This window comes from Microbacterium enclense, from assembly GCA_038182865.1.
Lineage (GTDB): Bacteria > Actinomycetota > Actinomycetes > Actinomycetales > Microbacteriaceae > Microbacterium > Microbacterium enclense_B.
Map to the genome: position 1 here is coordinate 1,509,917 of CP116226.1, position 16,473 is coordinate 1,526,389.

At 70.7% G+C, this 16,473-nt stretch carries 16 protein-coding genes; 7 read left to right on the forward strand and 9 right to left on the reverse strand.

Going from position 1 to position 16,473, the window contains the following annotated elements; translation table 11 throughout:
* Positions 1-50 precede the first annotated feature (50 nt).
* A complete protein-coding gene (gene pyrE, locus PIR02_07120; GenBank protein ID WZH38432.1) occupies positions 51-629 on the forward strand; it encodes an orotate phosphoribosyltransferase in 579 nt (192 codons plus the stop codon).
* Between the two features lie 143 nt (positions 630-772).
* Here pyrE and PIR02_07125 read toward each other — a convergent pair whose 3' ends face one another.
* The 3 genes from PIR02_07125 to PIR02_07135 all read right to left on the reverse strand — a co-directional run bounded on the left by PIR02_07125 (position 773) and on the right by PIR02_07135 (position 2,034).
* A complete protein-coding gene (locus tag PIR02_07125) occupies positions 773-916 on the reverse strand; it encodes a hypothetical protein (GenBank protein WZH38433.1) in 144 nt (47 codons plus the stop codon).
* 25 nt (positions 917-941) lie between these two features.
* On the reverse strand, positions 942-1,772 hold the full coding sequence (locus PIR02_07130; protein ID WZH38434.1) for an HAD-IIA family hydrolase: 831 nt from the start codon (positions 1,770-1,772) through the stop codon (positions 942-944).
* Positions 1,773-1,863: 91 nt separating this feature from the next.
* Positions 1,864-2,034: a CsbD family protein gene (locus tag PIR02_07135; protein WZH38435.1), complete on the reverse strand. Its 171-nt coding sequence runs from the start codon at positions 2,032-2,034 to the stop codon at positions 1,864-1,866.
* Between the two features lie 191 nt (positions 2,035-2,225).
* On the opposite strand from PIR02_07135, the gene PIR02_07140 reads away from it, so the two are divergent.
* A complete protein-coding gene (locus PIR02_07140; protein WZH38436.1) occupies positions 2,226-3,173 on the forward strand; it encodes an SDR family NAD(P)-dependent oxidoreductase in 948 nt (315 codons plus the stop codon).
* Positions 3,174-3,215: 42 nt separating this feature from the next.
* The gene (locus PIR02_07145) at positions 3,216-5,654 is read left to right on the forward strand and encodes an HAD-IC family P-type ATPase (GenBank protein WZH38437.1); all 2,439 of its coding nucleotides are present in this window, start codon (positions 3,216-3,218) and stop codon (positions 5,652-5,654) included.
* Between the two features lie 25 nt (positions 5,655-5,679).
* Here PIR02_07145 and PIR02_07150 read toward each other — a convergent pair whose 3' ends face one another.
* From PIR02_07150 to PIR02_07160, 3 genes are all read right to left on the reverse strand, one after another.
* Positions 5,680-6,111, reverse strand: a complete 432-nt coding sequence (locus PIR02_07150) for a hypothetical protein (protein ID WZH38438.1) — start codon at positions 6,109-6,111, stop codon at positions 5,680-5,682.
* Between the two features lie 342 nt (positions 6,112-6,453).
* A complete protein-coding gene (locus PIR02_07155) occupies positions 6,454-7,089 on the reverse strand; it encodes a metal-dependent transcriptional regulator (GenBank protein WZH38439.1) in 636 nt (211 codons plus the stop codon).
* A gap of 10 nt (positions 7,090-7,099) precedes the next feature.
* Complete coding sequence (locus PIR02_07160) at positions 7,100-8,377, reverse strand: Nramp family divalent metal transporter (GenBank protein WZH38440.1); 1,278 nt, start codon at positions 8,375-8,377, stop codon at positions 7,100-7,102.
* A gap of 70 nt (positions 8,378-8,447) precedes the next feature.
* Between PIR02_07160 and PIR02_07165 the strand changes: the two genes are divergently transcribed.
* Together PIR02_07165 and PIR02_07170 are read left to right on the forward strand one after the other, a co-directional pair.
* A complete protein-coding gene (locus PIR02_07165; protein WZH38441.1) occupies positions 8,448-9,095 on the forward strand; it encodes an RNA methyltransferase in 648 nt (215 codons plus the stop codon).
* A gap of 96 nt (positions 9,096-9,191) precedes the next feature.
* Entirely contained in the window at positions 9,192-10,244 is a 1,053-nt protein-coding gene (locus tag PIR02_07170) for a hypothetical protein (GenBank protein WZH38442.1), read from the forward strand.
* A gap of 78 nt (positions 10,245-10,322) precedes the next feature.
* Here the strand turns inward: PIR02_07170 and PIR02_07175 are convergent, their stop codons facing one another.
* Positions 10,323-11,651: an MATE family efflux transporter gene (locus tag PIR02_07175; GenBank protein WZH38443.1), complete on the reverse strand. Its 1,329-nt coding sequence runs from the start codon at positions 11,649-11,651 to the stop codon at positions 10,323-10,325.
* A 92-nt stretch (positions 11,652-11,743) separates the two neighbouring features.
* Between PIR02_07175 and PIR02_07180 the strand changes: the two genes are divergently transcribed.
* Positions 11,744-13,720 (forward strand): peptidase M13, encoded by a 1,977-nt coding sequence (locus PIR02_07180; GenBank protein WZH38444.1) that lies wholly within the window; start codon positions 11,744-11,746, stop codon positions 13,718-13,720.
* A 42-nt stretch (positions 13,721-13,762) separates the two neighbouring features.
* A complete protein-coding gene (locus tag PIR02_07185; protein ID WZH38445.1) occupies positions 13,763-14,731 on the forward strand; it encodes a class A beta-lactamase-related serine hydrolase in 969 nt (322 codons plus the stop codon).
* A 3-nt stretch (positions 14,732-14,734) separates the two neighbouring features.
* Here the strand turns inward: PIR02_07185 and PIR02_07190 are convergent, their stop codons facing one another.
* Positions 14,735-15,952 (reverse strand): MFS transporter, encoded by a 1,218-nt coding sequence (locus PIR02_07190; protein ID WZH38446.1) that lies wholly within the window; start codon positions 15,950-15,952, stop codon positions 14,735-14,737.
* The gene (locus PIR02_07195; protein ID WZH38447.1) at positions 15,949-16,473 is read right to left on the reverse strand and encodes a helix-turn-helix domain-containing protein; all 525 of its coding nucleotides are present in this window, start codon (positions 16,471-16,473) and stop codon (positions 15,949-15,951) included. The genes PIR02_07190 and PIR02_07195 overlap by 4 nt, the downstream gene beginning before the upstream one ends.

Genomic DNA, 16,473 nt, shown 5'->3' on the forward strand with positions numbered 1-16,473 from the left:
CCGAGAACCCGGCCCGGCCCCCGGCATCCTGTCCCTCTAGAATCGACGCCGTGACCACCGCCTCCACTCCCGAGCTCGAAGCCGACCGTCAGGCCCTTATCGGCCTCATCAAGGACGAGGCGGTGTTCCACGGTGACTTCACCCTCTCGAGCGGGAAGAAGGCGACGTACTACGTCGACATGCGCAAGCTCACGCTCGATCACCGCGCGGCCCCCGCGATCGGTCGTCTCGTGCTCGATCTCATCGGAGACCTCGACGGTGTCGTCGCCGTCGGTGGGTTGACCCTCGGCGCCGACCCCATCGCGAACGCCGTCATGCACGAGTCGGTCCACGCGGGGCGCCCGCTCGACGCCTTCGTCGTCCGCAAGGAACCGAAAGACCACGGTCGCGGTCGCCAGATCGAGGGCGCCGACGTGAAAGGCAAGCGCGTCGTCGTCGTCGAAGACACCTCGACCACCGGCCAGTCGGCGCTCAAGGCCGTCGAAGCGTTGCGCCGCGAGGGCGCAGAGGTCGTCGCCGTCGCGGTGATCGTCGACCGCAAGACCGGCGCCCAGGCGGCGGTCGAGGCCGAGGGCTTGCAGTGGCTCGGCTCGATCGACCTCGACGACCTCGGTCTGCAGCCGCAGTAGGTCGCGCGCAAGGCGTGACGCCGCCGGGCGTCGCGACGAGGACAGGGCCCGCGACGAGAACAGGGCGTTATCGTCTCGGCCGCCCCGTTTCGGCGGCATCCCCTGTTCCGGTGGCACCGTGTCCGGGATGCCGCGCGCCCGGGTCAGCGCGGCTGATCGTCGCCCGGCCCGTCGAAGGGGTCTCGCCTGTCACCGCGACGGGAGCGGCGCCATTGCACGATGAAGGCCACGAGCGTGCCCGCGGTGATGAAGAAAGCCGTGATCAGCCAGAGTGTGCGGTCGTCCACGGATGCGTCCTCTCGGGGGTGGGCGTCAGAGGCCCTCGGCGAGCCCGTCTTCGCCGTCGGCCAGATCGCTCTCGAGAGGTTCGTCGCGCACGAGCTCGGCGACGGACCCGAGAATCTCATCGGGACGGAACGGGTACCGCTCGATCTCGCGCTCGTCGCTGATGCCCGTCATCACGAGCACGGTGTGCAGGCCCGCTTCGATGCCGGCCACGATGTCGGTGTCCATCCGGTCGCCGATCATGCCGGTGTTCTCGCTGTGCGCGCCGATGCGGTTCAGCGCCGATCGGAACATCATCGGGTTGGGCTTGCCGACGATGTAGGGCTCGCGCCCCGTCGCCTTGGTGATGAGCGCGGCGATGGCCCCGGTCGCGGGCAGTACTCCCTCGGTCGAGGGGCCCGTGGCATCCGGATTCGTCGCGATGAAACGGGAACCGCCGCGGATGAAGCGGATTGCCTTGGTGATCGCTTCGAACGAGTAGTTGCGCGTCTCGCCGACCACGACGTAGTCGGGCGCGGTCTCGGTCATGATGAAGCCCGCCTCGTGCAGAGCGGTGGTCAGACCCGCCTCGCCGATGACGAACGCGGAGCCGCCGGGCATCTGCGACCTGAGGAAGTCGGCGGTGGCGAGGGCCGAGGTCCAGATCGACGACTCGGGCACGACGAGGCCCGACGCCCGCAGCCGGGCACTCAGGTCGCGCGGCGTGAAGATCGAATTGTTGGTCAGGACGAGGAAGGGGGTTCCCTCGGCCCGCCACTGCGCGAGGAGTTCGGCGGCTCCGGGCACGGGGGTGTTCTCGTGGACGAGAACCCCGTCCATGTCGGTGAGCCAGCACTCGATCTCAGCACGGGTTCGCATGTCGTCAGCCTAGTCTCGCCCTCCGACACTGCGAGGGGGTTGCCGCGGGCGGGCAGGGCCGCCACCCTGCCCGCCCGCGGGGTCTTGAGCCTTACTTGAAGGTGTCCTTGATGTTCTCGCCGGCCTTCTTGGCGTGCGCCTCGGTCTGCTCGAGCTTGCCTTCGGCGGCCAGCTTGTCGTTGTCGGTGGCGTTGCCGATGACTTCCTTGGCCTTGCCCACGATGTCCTGCGCGGCGTTCTTGATCTTGTCGTCGAGTCCCATGATCTGTTCCTTTCGCGGATGTCGGCGTCGCGGGACACGATGGTCGCGCGGCGGAGCGAAGGCGCTCAGGAAGGAGACGGAGGATGCGGCCGATTCGTCACGCCGATGTCCGAAAAATCTCGGACGGCCCCGGTATGCCTGAATCGGAATGCACCCGTGACGCCGCCGCCTCTTCTGGTTAGGGTCGGAGGGTGACGCGTGCCGAGTGGGACCCCCGGAACCTCCCCGACCTCGCGGGCCGCACCTACCTGATCACCGGGGCGACGCGCGGACTCGGCTTCTTCGCGTGCGAGCAGATCGCCGCGGCCGGCGCCCATGTCCTGCTGACCGGGCGCAGCCCGCACAAGCTCGTGACGGCGAAAGAGGCGGTCAAGAGGGCGAACCCGGATGCCTCGATCGAGACGCTCCTTCTCGACACGAGCAACCTCGGCTCGGTGCGGGCGGCCGCGGCGACAGCGCGCGCGCGTGGACGTCTCGACGGACTTCTCCTGAACGCCGGGATCGTGCATCCCCCGAAGACGCGCGAGACGGCCGGCGGACACGAACTCGTCTTCGCCACCAACGTGCTCGGCCACTTCGCTCTGGCCGGCGAGATGCTGAAGCCTCTCGCCGCGGCGGACGGGCGCATGGTCTGGGTCGGGAGCATGTCCACCTCCCTGTGGAAGCACGTCCCCACCGATCCCGAGCTCGTCGAGGGCTACTCGCCGTGGCGCGCGTACGTGCAGTCCAAGGCGGCCACCACCGCCCTCGCCCTGGAAGCGGACCGGCGTCTGCGCGCGCACAGCGTGCAGGTGCAGAGCCTCGTCGCCCATCCCGGCTACTCGACGAGCGGACGCACGCGCGGCGTTCGCGGGGTGAACGAGCCGAGCCGCCTTTCACGCTTCGTCGATAACCTCCAGGCGCCGATCACGCAGTCCAAGGAGCACGGGGCATGGCCCTTGGTGCGGGCCCTCGTGGACCCCGCGGCCGAGGGCGGGACGATGTACGGCCCGGCGTTCGTGGCTCGTGGCCTGCCGCGCCCAGCGACGCCGGCACGTCGCACCCGCGCCGACGATCTCGGCGTCGACCTCTGGCGCGCGTGCGAGACCGCCACCCACGTGCGGTGGCCCTTCGACCGGGCGCGGCGCGCGGCATCCTGAGTCCGGCCCGTCGATGTCGCCGCCTACCCCTACAGTGATCGCATGGGCCAGGCGATCGCCGACAGCATCGATGCCGACGACATCCGCGGGCTGAGCGCCGCCGAGGTCGCCGAGAGGGTCGCTTCCGGCCAGACCAACGCGTACGTGGCCGACACCAGTCGGAGCGCGTGGAACATCGTGCGGGCGAACGTCTTCACGCTGTTCAACGGCATCGTGGGGGCGTGCTTCCTGGTGCTGTTGCTCCTCGGGCGCTGGCAGGACGCGCTCTTCGGCGTCGCCGCACTGTCGAACGCGGTGATCGGCTGCGTGCAGGAGTTCCGCGCCAAGGCCGCGCTCGACCGGCTCGCGCTGCTCAACGCGCCGCGCGCCCGCGTGCGCCGCGATGGCGCCGATGCTGAGGTGGCTCCGGGCGAGGTCGTTCGCGACGATCTGCTCGTGCTCCGCGCGGGCGACCAGGTGCCTGCTGACGCCGCGGTGGTCGAGTCCCGCGGCCTGCAGATCGATGAGTCGATGCTGACGGGCGAGTCGGATGCCGTCGACAAGCGCCCCGGCGACGACGCGCTGTCCGGATCGATCGTGGTCGGCGGCGAGGGGCTGGCCCGTGCCACGCGCGTCGGTGCGGAGTCGTACGCGAACACGTTCGCGGGCGAGGCGAAGAAGTTCCAGCTGGTCTCGAGCGAGCTGCGCACCTCGATCGATCGTGTTCTGCGGTGGGTGGGGTGGGGCATCGGGCCGGTCGGCCTGCTGGTGCTCAACGCGCAGATGATGGTCGCCGGCGGATGGGTGGAGGCCTTCCGACAGGGCACGTGGTCGCAAGCCGTGGTGAACACCATCGCGTCGCTCACCGCGATGATCCCGCTCGGCCTCGTGCTGATGACCTCCATCGCGTTCGCGGTCGGCGCGGCGAGACTCGCGGGAAAGAAGGTGCTCGTCAACGAGCTCCCCGCAGTCGAGGGCCTCGCTCGCGTCGACGTGATCTGCCTCGACAAGACCGGAACGCTCACCGCGGGGGAGATCCGCTTCGACGATGCGCTGATGCTGACCGAGCGCGCCGGATGGCGAGAGGCGCTCGGCTGGTACGGCGCCGCCGACGACGCGAACGCCACGGCGCGCTGCCTGCGCGAGCCCTTCCCCCTCGGGGCACCACTCGCGACCGCGCGCCGGATCCCGTTCTCGTCCGCGCGCAAGTGGAGTGCGGTGTCGTTCTCCGCCGGCGCCGAGGGCACCTGGGTGCTCGGGGCACCCGAGATGGTCTTCGGCGACCAGGCCGCCGACACCGCCACTGCTCTCGGGGCCGCGGTCACGCGCCTCGCCTCGTCGGGCCGGCGCACCCTCGTCCTCGCCCACACCGCCGCGCCGCTCGCAGACGCCGATGTCGAGGCCGAGCGCTTCCCCGACGAACCGGTGCCGGTCGCGGTGCTGACCTTCATCGAAGCCGTTCGCCCGGATGCCGCCGGGGCCCTGGCGTTCTTCCGCGAGCAGGGGGTGGGGGTGCGCGTCATCTCGGGCGACAACCCCCGCACGGTCGCGGCGATCGCCCGCGAGGTGGGGCTCGAGGTCGACGAGGGGTACGACGCGCGCCGTCTTCCGGAGGACGATGTCGAGCTCGGGAAGATCCTCGAGGAGCACACGGTCTTCGGTCGCGTCACCCCCGATCAGAAGAGACGCATGGTCACCGCGCTCCAGGCGCGGGGGCACGTGGTGGCGATGACCGGGGACGGCGTCAACGACGCCCTCGCCATCAAGACGGCAGACATCGGGATCGCCATGAATTCCGGAGCGGCCGCGACCAAAGCCGTCGCCCGTCTCGTGCTGCTCGACGGGCGGTTCTCTCACCTGCCCTCCGTGGTGGCCGAGGGGCGCCAGGTGATCGCGAACATCGAGCGCGTCTCGATGCTGTTCCTCACCAAGACGGTCTACGCCACCGGACTCGCGATCCTCTTCGGGGCACTCGTCATGGAGTTCCCCTTCCTCCCGCGGCAGCTGTCGATCACCGATGGTCTGACCATCGGCATCCCGGCATTCTTCCTCGCACTGCTGCCGAACACGCAGCGGTACGTCCCCGGCTTCCTGAAGCGTTCACTCACCTTCGCGATCCCCGCGGGCATCGTGATCGCGGTCTCGTTGACGGTGTACACGCGTCTCGCGATGGACCTCGGCCTCGCGGTGGAGCAGCTGCGGACGGGGGCCACGATCATTCTCGCGATCGTCGCGATCTGGGTGCTGACGGTGCTGTCTCGTCCCGTGACCCGTGTGAAGGTTCTCGTGATCGGCGCGATGTTCATCGCCCTCACCGCGATCTTCACGGTGCCCGTACTCGGGGAGTTCTTCCAGCTGCGCGATCCCGGCGAGGACGGCGCCTGGTTGATCACGGCGGTCGTCGTGATCGCGCTCGCGGCCATCGAGGTGGTGCGCTTCGTGCACCGCCGGCTCGTGCGGCGCCTGCTGGAGCGCGAACTGCCGGGATCCGTTCCCTCCTGAGCTTCGCCCGCGCGGCGGCCGCGGGTCAGGTCGTCAGGACGGCTGCGGGGGTCTCGGGCGCGGACCGCCGGAAGTACCGGCGCGCACCGGCGGGGATCCAGAGGGCGGCGATGACCGCGAGGGCGGCGACCACCGCCACGCCGAGGACGGGATCGAGCTCGGTGAGCGCCATGGCCGCGGCCTGGAGGACCACCAGGACCGACAGGTATGCCGTCAGGAGGGTGCGCGCGAGCCGACTCCCGCGCGACAGCGCCGAGCCGCCGGCGATGGTCAGCAGGCCGAGCAGGATCGTCGCCGCGCCCACCAGGGAGACGGGCAGGACGAGGTCGGGCGTCACCTCGTACCGCGAGAGGAGGACGAGGATCCCCAGGGCGGTGTTCAGTACTCCCCCGATGTACACGAGGACGATCGCGACGATGACCGCGACCGGAGGTCGCGCCGGTACCGAAATGGTCATAGTGCCCTCGCGTTCTCCGACCGGCCCGCCACCGGTGCGGCCAGCGTAGCGGTCGGGGAATCCCCTTCGCTCGTACCGAGCCCCCGGGCTCGTGGCATCCGTCCTGCGGAGTCCGTGGAAGACACGCCGCTCCCGTGCGCCCCCGACGGGCGTGGCGCCGACGAACTCCGCACGACGGTCCGCCACGACGGCCGGCCCGCGACACCCTGGCGCCCCAAAGCCCGGCCCGGCCCACGACGACCCGGCACCACGACGGCCCGCCACCCCGGCACCCCGCCACCGCGACAGCCCGGCCCGCGGTGCCCTCGTGCCCCGGCGCCGCCCGTGGGCCGCGCGAACGGATCAGCGGGTCAGCCAGACCGAGGCGCCGGCGCCCGCGGGCAGTGTCACCTCGACGCCGTCGGCGCGCACCACCGACTCGGAGACGACCTCGAGCTCGTGCCCCACGTCGATCCCGCGGTCGACCAGCGCCCGGAGCAGCTCGGGGTCGCGGTCGCTCACGCGCAGCACGCGCCCCGAGTGCCCGGCGGCGGCGACCGACAGCAGCACGAACGGTTCGCGGTCGACCGAGCCGGTGGCATCCGGGATCGCATCGCCGTGGGGGTCGAACCTCGGGCGTCCGAGCCGGGCGTCGATTCCCTCGAGCAGTCGATCGGTGAGGGCGTGCTCGAGCACCTCGGCCTCGTCGTGCACCTCGTCCCAGGCGTACCCGAACTCGCGGACGAGCCACGTCTCGATGAGGCGGTGGCGTCGGATGACCCCCGCCGCACGTCGCTGACCCGCCGGGGTCAGCGAGACCGGGCCGTAGGGGCGATGCGTCACCAATCCCTGTGCGGCGAGCTTCTTCACCATCTCGGTCACGCTCGACGGCGCCAGTCCGAGGACCGCGGCGAGCTGCGACGGAGTGATCGGATCGTCCTGCCACTCGGTGTGGTGATAGATCGCCTTGAGATAGTCGTCGGCTACGGGCGATTCCACGCGGGTCAGCCTATCCGCCGCTGAACACCAGCCACAGGAGCACGGCGTTCAACGCGATCAGGAAGACCGCCGCGGCGATCCCCGCCGCTGTCGTCAGCAGACGGTTCCGGTACTCGCCGAGGACCGCGCGGCGCGCCGTGAGCGCGACGAGGGGGACCAGGGCGAACGGGATGCCGAACGACAGGACGACCTGGCTCAGAACGAGCGCGAGAGTCGGGTCGACGCCTATCGCGAGGATCACCAGCGCGGGAACGAGGGTGACGAGGCGCCGCGCCAGCAAGGAGACGCGGATCCGCAGCAGCCCGTGCATGATCTCCGCTCCCGCGTACGCGCCGACGGAGGTCGATGCGAGACCGCTCGCGAGCAGTCCGACGGCGAACATCGTCGCCACCACGGGTCCGAGGCCGTCGCGGAGGGCCGCGTAGGCGCCCTCGAGGCTGTCGGTGCCGTCGACGCCCGAGAGGTTCGCTGCGGCGAGGAGGAGGATCGCGAGGTTGACGGTGCCGGCCACGGCCAGCGCGATCGTGACGTCCCAGCGCGTGGCGCGCAGCAGGCGAGGAGTCGAGATTCCTCGGGCATCCTCCAGCCCAGACGCCGGTGTCGGCGCGCCGGGGGCGAAGCGGTCGCGGCTCAGCGCGGAGTGCGCGTAGATCGCGTGGGGCATGATCGTCGCGCCGAGGATCGAGGCGGCGAGCAGCACCGAGTTGGTCCCCTCGAAGCGCGGTACGAGCCCCTCGACGACCCCTCCCGCATCGGGCGGTGCGAAGAAGAGGCCGAAGGTGAAGCCGACGGCGATGACGATCAAGAGCCCGATCAGTACGGTCTCGAACGCCCGCGCGCCGCGCCGCGACTGCACGACGAGCAGGAGCATCGAGACGACGCCCGTGATCGCTCCGCCCCAGACCAGGGGGATGCCGAACAGCAGGTGCAGAGCGACGGCACCGCCGATCACTTCAGCGACGTCGGTGGCCATCGCGACGAGCTCAGCCTGCAGCCAGTAGGCCCGACGAGCCCAGGGGCGGTGGAGGCGGCGACCGAGGATCTGGGGGAGGCTCTCGCCCGTGACGATGCCGAGCTTGGCCGACAGGTACTGGATGAGCCATGCCATCACGTTGCCGAGGACGACCACCCACACCAGCAGGTACCCGAAGCTCGCCCCGGCGGTCATGTTGCTCGCGACGTTGCCGGGATCCAGGTAGGCGACACCGGCCACCATGGCCGGCCCGAGCAGCCACGCGGCCCGGCCGGGCGCGTGTCGTCGGTCGACGGCATCCAAAGTTTTCGGCATGCCGAAACCTTAGCCATATTTCGGGTACCCGAAAAGCGGGGCTCGGTTATGCCGCGGGTAGCCTGGGGCGGTGACGGATGCCGAAGACCCCACGTCCGCGGACCGGGACCCGGCGGACGTCGCCCCCACGCACGGCGTCGGTCCCTGGCCGGGTGAGTGGCCCGACGACCTGCGCTACGACCCCGAACTCCTGGCCGAGGGTGACCGTCGTAACGTCGTCGACGCCTACCGGTACTGGACGATGGAGGCGATCATCGCCGACCTCGACGCGAAGCGGCATCCGTTCCACGTCGCGATCGAGAACTGGCAGCACGACCTCAACATCGGCTCGATCGTCCGCAGCGCCAACGCGTTCCTCGCCGCCGAGGTGCACATCATCGGCAAGAGGCGCTGGAACCGTCGCGGAGCGATGGTCACCGATCGCTATCAGCACGTGCGCCACCACGAGGACGTCGAGACCTTCACCGCCTGGGCGCGCGAGGCGGGACTCCCGGTGATCGCCGTCGACAACGTCGAGGGATCCGTGCCGGTCGATCGGGCCGATCTGCCGCCCGCGTGCGTGCTCCTTTTCGGCCAGGAGGGGCCGGGTCTCTCTCCGGAGGCGCTCGCCGCGGCGACCGCTGTCGTCGAGATCACGCAGTACGGGTCCACCCGTTCGATCAACGCGGCGTCGGCCGCCGCGGTCGTGATGTACGAGTGGTGTCGCCGATGGGCATGAGAGTTTTCTCACGGTCGGGGGCCTCACAAACGGGCTGGCGACGCGAATAATCGTCGGGTACGCCGTTTCTCGCCCCCCGAACGGATAGGACCTCTCGTGAACTCGTCGCCCTCGACCCCCGCTTCTGGATACGACCGCCGCACGTTTCTGAGGATCGGGGCGTGGGCCGTCCCGGCGCTGGCGGTGTCGGGGGCTCTCGCCGCGCCGCCCGCGTGGGCGGGGACACCGAAGACGGTCAACCTGGCGCTGCAGGGTCCGCAGTTCGGCAGCAGCATCCCCCTGTTCACGCCCGCGCTGACGCAGCGCTTCGACGCCTCCGAACCCGCCGGCACCGTCATCGCCAACACCGGTACGACCGCTTACACGGGCTCGATCGTGCTGACCCTCGAGGTCGATAGCCGCCTGTGGAAGGTGACGGGTTTCACCTACGACACGCGGACGTCCGCCGGTGCCAAAGCGGCAACCTTCAGTGGGCCGACGATCTCCGGCAACCGTGCCACGTACACGGCCACCTTCACCGCGACGATCGCCCCCGGCACGGACCCGTTCACGGGCGTCCTGGTGCGCCCGAAAGCCAGCTTCCTCGGGGCCTATCCCAACGACACGTTCGCCCTTGCCGACACGGCATACACGTGGAAGCTGCGCACCCCGAACGACGACGCGGACACCTCGGACAACGTGTGGAAGATCACCGCGGGCGCACCCGTCAGCGCAGCTCCCTTCGGCGGTGCCCTGACGGCGACCTTCGCGAAGGTGGCGTCGGGAAGCGGGTCGGCGTATCGTCCGACCTCCGCCACCCTCACCTCGATCGGGCCGAAGCCGATCGCGGCGGGCGACGGCATCCGTGTGTCCTTCGACGCGGCGGTCGGCGGCGGGGTGCAGCCGAAGAGCGTCACCCTCAACGGCACCGCCGCGTCCACGCTGCTGACGGTCGCGGAGAACACGGTCTCCGGCGGACGGCGATCGGTGCTTCTGAAGCTGGCGAAGCCTCTCGCCGCCGGCGACAAGGTCGCGTTCACGCTCTCGTACTCCGCGGGGACCGGCGGAACCCCCGGCGCTGCCGCACAGATCGGCTACTGGCCGGTCTCGGCCAACTCCGCCGATCAGCGCGGCATGAACGTGTCGTACGTCGACCAGCCCAGCAGCTGACCCCTGCCGCGGGGTCCGCGGTCACTCGGGTCGCCGCGAGCCGTGATCGGCGCCCCCGCGCGCTCAGGCGTGAGACCGTCAGTCGCCCGCCGTCATCCATTTCTGCCCGCGCACGCGGACCCCGAGGGTCACGGCTCGAGCGAGGAGGTAGACGCCGAAGAACGCCGCGGACAGCCACGCGAGCCCGCTCGGACCGCCACCGGCCCAGACGCCTACCGCGACCAGCGCGGGCACGTAGGGAACGAGGTTCATCACCCCGGCCAGGGCGAGGTACCGCACATCGCCGGCGCCGATCAGCACCCCATCGAGCACGAACACCACCGCCGCGAGTGGCTGCGCGACGGCGAGCACCAGCAACGCCGGTTGGATCAGCGCAGCGACCGCGGGATCGCCCGTGAAGACCAGCCCGACCACCGATGACGCGGCGGCGATGACCCCACCGACGGCGACGCCGAACCAGATCCCCCACGCCACCGTCCTCTGCAGCACCCGGCGGACGCTCTCCAGATCTCCCGCCCCGAGTCCTTTGCCGATCAACGCCTGGGCCGCGATGGCCAGCGCATCCAGTGCGAAGGCGGCGGTGGAGAAGATCGTGAAGGCGATCTGCCACCCCGCCAGCTCCGGTGACCCGAGCTGTGTGGCGACGGCGACCGTGGCGAGGAACGCCGCGCGCAGGCTCAGCGTGCGAAGGAACAGCCAGCCGCCCGAGCGCGCAGTGCCGCCGAGTCCGGCGCGCTCCGGGCGAAAGGATGCCGTGTGCCGACGGGCGAGGCGCCCGACCACGACCACGTAGGCGCCGACCATCGCCCACTGCGCCACCACGGTGCCCGCCGCCGACCCCGCGATACCCCACCCGAAGCCGTAGATGAAGACGGCGTTCAGCGCCGCATTGGCGGCGAAGCCCAGGCCGGCGATCCACAGCGGGGTCACGGTGTTCTGCAGCCCTCGCAGCAGTCCGGTCGCGGCGAACACGATGAGCATGGCGGGCAGACCCCACACCGAGATCGAGAGATAGATCCGTGCGTTCTCGGCGACGTCGGGCGCCGCGCCGAACGCATCGACGACCGCGGGCGTCGCCCAGACACCCGCGAGGGCAAGCACCGCGCCGAGCGTGAGCGCGAGCCACATGCCGTCGATGCCGACGGAGACCGCGCGGCCGATCTCTCCGGCGCCGAACCGGCGCGCCACCGCTGGCGTCGTGGAGTACGCGAGGAACACCATCAGGCCGACGACGGTGTGCAGGACCGCTCCCGCGATCCCCAGCCCGGCAAGGGGAGCGACGCCGAGGTGCCCCACCATCGCGCCGTCGACGATGAGGAACAGCGGCTCCGCGATGAGCGCTCCGAGCGCTGGAACGGCCAGCCGGAGGATCGCTCGATTGAGCGTCTCGGGCTGTCGTGTCGTCATCCGTCGAGCCTAGGACGCCCCGCCGACATCGCGACGTGACGAATGTCGGCATCCCCAGCCCGCACCGAAGATGGGGGATTTATCCTGGCTGAATGACCGAGACCCCCCGTTCCGGCCTCGCGCTCGACGAACTGAGCGACGAGATCCGCCCGCAGGACGACCTGTTCCGATACGTGAACGGCCGTTGGCTCGAGCGCACCGAGATCCCCGACGACAAGGCCCGGTGGGGCGCGTTCCACCTCATCGCCGAGCAGGCCGAGAAAGACGTGCGTGCCATCGTCGAAGAGACGCAGCAGGCCGAGCCGGGCACCGAGGCCCGCAAGATCGGCGACCTCTTCGCGAGCTTCATGGACACCGCCCGCATCGACGAGCTCGGCCGGGCGCCCGTCGAGGAGCAGCTGCGTCGCGTCGACGACGTCACCGACATCGCCTCGCTCCTGCGCCTCACCGGCGAGATGGAGCGCGAGGGCATGAGCGGCCTCATCGCCCTCTTCGTCGAACCCGACCCGGGTGACCCCACGCGCTACGTGCCCGTTCTCTACCAGTCGGGGCTGTCGATGCCCGACGAGAGCTACTACCGCCTCGACAACTTCGAAGAGACGCGCGAGGCGTACCGTGCGCACATCGAGCGGATCCTCGCCCTGGCGGGAGTGGTCGACGCGGGCGATGCCGCCGCGCGGGTGTTCGCCCTCGAGACCGAGATCGCCACGCACCACTGGTCGCGCGAAGACAGCCGCGACGCCGTCAAGACGTACAACCTGAAGTCGTGGGACGACACCGTCGCCCTCGCCGGCATCGACCTCGCGCCGTGGCGCGCCGGTGTCGCGCCGGGCCGCGAGAGCGCCCTCGACGAGGTCGTGGTCTACCAGCCCAGCTTCGTCGAGTCGCTCGGGTCGCTGCTCGTCGAGGAGCGCCTCGACGACTGGAAGGCGTGGCTGCGCTTCAAGATCGTGCACACGTCCGCCGCGTTCCTGCCCGACGCCTTCGTCGCGGAGAACTTCTCCTTCTACGGCACCCAGCTCACCGGGGTGCCGGTGAACCGCGAGCGCTGGAAGCGCGGGGTCAGCCTCGCCGAGGCGGCTCTGGGCGAGGCGATCGGCAAGGTCTACGTCGAGCGCCACTTCCCGCCCACGGCGAAGGACGCGATGGACGATCTCGTCGCCCACCTGATCGAGGCGTATCGACGGTCGATCCAGGCGCTCGAGTGGATGACGGCCGAGACCCGCGAACGCGCCCTCGCCAAGCTCGATGCCTTCACCCCGAAGATCGGCTACCCCGTCCGCTGGAAGGACTACGCGGATCTCGAGATCGAGGCCGACGATCTGATCGGGAACGTCCGTCGGGCGAACGTGTGGGAACACGATCGGCAGCTCGCCAAGGTCGGCCAGCCGATCGACCGTGACGAGTGGCACATGACTCCGCAGACGGTGAACGCGTACTACAACCCGCTGATGAACGAGATCGTGTTCCCGGCTGCGATCCTGCAGTACCCGTTCTTCGACGCCGAGCGCGACGCCGCCGCCAACTTCGGCGGGATCGGAGCGGTCATCGGACACGAGATCGGGCACGGCTTCGACGACCAGGGCAGCCGTTTCGACGGCGACGGGTCGCTGCGCGACTGGTGGACGGATGCCGACCGCTCGGCGTTCGAGGAGCGGACCAAGGCCCTCATCGCCCAGTACGACGCCCTCGTGCCCGAAGGGCTGTCCCCCGAGCACCATGTCAACGGCGCCCTCACGATCGGCGAGAACATCGGAGACCTCGGCGGGCTGGGTATCGCGATCTCGGCCTATCGGCTCTCGCTCGAGGCCGAGGGGCTGGACCCCGAGGGTCCGGTGGTCGACGGACTCACCGGCATCCAGCGTCTCCTGCTGAGCTGGGCGCAGGTGTGGCAGCAGAAGGGCCGGGATGCCGAGACCATCCGCCTTCTGACGATCGACCCGCACTCGCCCAACGAGTTCCGTTGCAACCAGATCGTGCGTAACATCGATGCCTTCTACGAGGCGTTCGAGGTCACGGAGGGCGACGCCCTCTGGCTCGACGTCGACCAGCGCGTCACCATTTGGTGAGGCGGAGTTTGTTGCTCTTCTGACCCGGAAGGAGCCACGCTCGTGGGCATGCCCCCGGTTCCCGAACCCGCCGTCCCCGATCCCCTCGGTGGGCCCGTCGAGTCCACCCGACGCGACGCGCCCGCCCTCCGAGGGGCGGGACGGAAAGGGCCCAAGCGGCTTCCCCGCCGGGCGGCCGCGGGGCGGCGCTCCTTCACGGCCACACTGCGCGCGCTCGACGAACTGGCCGCGTCGGGCGCCCGCGTGTCGGTGCGCATCGACGAGCTCGACGGCGGGGCGCAGGTGCTCGTCGGCGACGACTTCCTGACGCTTCCGGTCGGCGGGCTCGGCGTCGTGCCGCTGCTCGTCGAGGTCGCGGCATCGATCGAGGCGGGAACGCTCGACGCCTTAGAGATCATCGATCGCTCCACGGTGCACGGCGCCGCCGTCGGCGGGATGTGGCAGCACCTCAAAGCCCCGGCTCTGCCGGTGTCGGACGTGGCCGTGCTCGCCGCGTCGGCGGGCGACGCCCTGGCGGTGAACGCCCTGCTCCAGCGCGTGGGCCTGCAGGCGGTGCGGTCGCGGCTGGAACAGCTCGGGTTGCGACGCACGGCTCTGCTCGATCGTTTCCGAGACGACCGCGGACCCGACGACGCTCCCCACGTCGCCCTGTCGACCGCGCGCGAGATGGCGCAGCTGTTCGCGGGGCTCGTGAACTCGGCGGTCGTCTCCCCGGGCGTCAGCGCCCAGGTCGCCGAGTGGTTGAGCCTGAACCACGATCTGTCGCTCGTGGCATCCGCGACCGGGCTCGATCCGTTCGCGCACGAGAACGATCAACACGGGCTGCTCTTCGTCAACAAGACCGGTCGGGCACCCGGGGTGCGGGCCGAGGCGGGCGTGCTGGGCGGGCCACGCGCCGGGGTGTCGTACGCCCTGATCGTGAACTTCGACGACCTCTCCATCGCGCACCGGTTGCGCGCGCACGATGCTTTCCGCGTGCTCGGCGTCGAATTGATGGAGTACGTGTACTGACGCTCACGCGGCGCGGATGCTCCAGACGCTCCGCGAGGAGGCGGCGACCGCCGTCGCGAGGACGATGATCGCCGCGCACCCCAGCAGGACCGGGACGGTGCCGGCGGTGTGCGCGAGCGGCCCGACGACGATCTCCCCCAGCGGCACGGCGATGAACGAGCCGACCATGTCGTACGAGTAGACGCGGGAGAGGGCTTCGCGCGGGACGTGGGCCTGAAGCGACTGATCCCAGGCGATCGCGAAGAGTTCGATCGCGAAGCCACCGAGCGCGAACGCGGCGATGAGCGCGGGGAGGGTCGGAGCCACAGCGAGGGTGGCGACGGGCAGGGCCGCGGATGCCATCGCGGCGACGCCGATGCCGAGCGCCCGGCGCGGCCGCCATCGGAGGGCCACGAGTGCTCCCCCGGCGAAGCCCGCGGTCTGCGCGGCGACGACGAGGCCCCACCCGCCGCGGCCGAACGTCTCGTCGGCGACCAGGGGTCCCAGGACAGTGGTGGCCCCGGTGAACGCGGCGTTCAGGACGGCGAACTGCAGGACCACGATCCAGATCCATCGGCGAGTCGAGAACTCCCGCCATCCGTCGCGGAGATCCGTCAGCACCGACGGCGCCTCGCCGGGGGAGACCGTCGCAGGCGCCGGGGGGAGGCGCAGGCGGGAGAACAGGGTGGCCGCCACGGCGAACGCGACCGCGTCGATGGCGAGGCCCCAGCCTGGCCCGACGAGCGCGATCACGGCCGCCCCCGCCGAGGCGCCGAGGATGCTTCCCGCGTTCAGCCCGAGCCGCAGCCAGGCGTTGGCCGGCCGCAGCAGCGCGGAGGGAACCGTGTCGGGAACGAGCGCGGCCGCCGCCGGCAGGCTCACGGCGGCGACCGCCCCGTTCACCACGCCCAGCAGAGCCAGCGACCAGACGGCGGCCGTGCCCGTCAGGACCAGGGCGGCGACGATTCCCTGGGTGGCCGCGGCGGCGAGGGAGGTTCCCACGAGGACGACGTTTCGGGGCAGGCGGTCGGCGATCACTCCGCCGAACAGCAGCATGCCCACGTTCGCGAGCGAGCGCGCGGCGACGACGAGGCCGAGATCGGCGGCGGATCCGGTCAGGTCGAGCACCGCGAAGGCGAGGGCGATCGGGGCGACCGCGTTGCCGACGATCGCGGTGGTCCGGGCGGCCAGGAGCCACCGGAAGGGCGCGTGTGCGAGGGGCCCCGGTGTCGAGCCGGTCATCGGGTCCGCCGCAGGGGGAACAGCGCCGCCGTCATCGACACGGGCACGGTTCCCGGGGTGCGCGGTGGCTGTGCCGCCGCGTGGAGGAGAGCGGATGCCTCGCCGACGTGCTGCACGATGCGGCGCCAGACCGCGGGGTCGAGCCACAGTTCGGCGTCGGTGCTGAGGGCGGGACCGTCGACGCGTTGACGCGATCGACGGCGCAGCTCATCGGAGAGCGCGTCGATGTACTCCGCTTCCGTCTCGGGCGAGCGCGTCACGGCCGGGACGTCGACGTCGTAGCGCTGCGACGACGCTTCGTGGCGGTAACGTTTCGCCTCGCCGCCCCGCACGCGTTCGACCTCGACCACCCGGATGAGCCCTGCCCGCTCCAGGACGCGCAGGTGGTAGCTCGCGGATGCCTGCGAGACGCCGAGTTCGCGCCCCGCCTCGGCCGCGCTGAGCGCGGTCGCCGTGAGCAGTGACAGCAGTCGGAGCCGCAGGGGGTGCGACAGAGCGCGAAGCTGGTCGAGCGAGGTCAT

Excerpts from the sequence above, each read along its gene's own strand:
- PIR02_07130 (WZH38434.1), bottom strand. The coding sequence starts at position 1,772 with ATGCGAACCCGTGCTGAGATCGAGTGCTGGCTCACCGACATGGACGGG.
- PIR02_07135 (WZH38435.1), bottom strand. The coding sequence starts at position 2,034 with ATGGGACTCGACGACAAGATCAAGAACGCCGCGCAGGACATCGTGGGC.
- PIR02_07145 (WZH38437.1), top strand. The coding sequence starts at position 3,216 with ATGGGCCAGGCGATCGCCGACAGCATCGATGCCGACGACATCCGCGGG.
- PIR02_07150 (WZH38438.1), bottom strand. The coding sequence starts at position 6,111 with ATGACCATTTCGGTACCGGCGCGACCTCCGGTCGCGGTCATCGTCGCG.
- PIR02_07160 (WZH38440.1), bottom strand. The coding sequence starts at position 8,377 with ATGCCGAAAACTTTGGATGCCGTCGACCGACGACACGCGCCCGGCCGG.
- PIR02_07175 (WZH38443.1), bottom strand. The coding sequence starts at position 11,651 with ATGACGACACGACAGCCCGAGACGCTCAATCGAGCGATCCTCCGGCTG.
- PIR02_07180 (WZH38444.1), top strand. The coding sequence starts at position 11,744 with ATGACCGAGACCCCCCGTTCCGGCCTCGCGCTCGACGAACTGAGCGAC.
- PIR02_07190 (WZH38446.1), bottom strand. The coding sequence starts at position 15,952 with ATGACCGGCTCGACACCGGGGCCCCTCGCACACGCGCCCTTCCGGTGG.
- PIR02_07195 (WZH38447.1), bottom strand. The coding sequence starts at position 16,473 with ATGACCTCGCTCGACCAGCTTCGCGCTCTGTCGCACCCCCTGCGGCTC.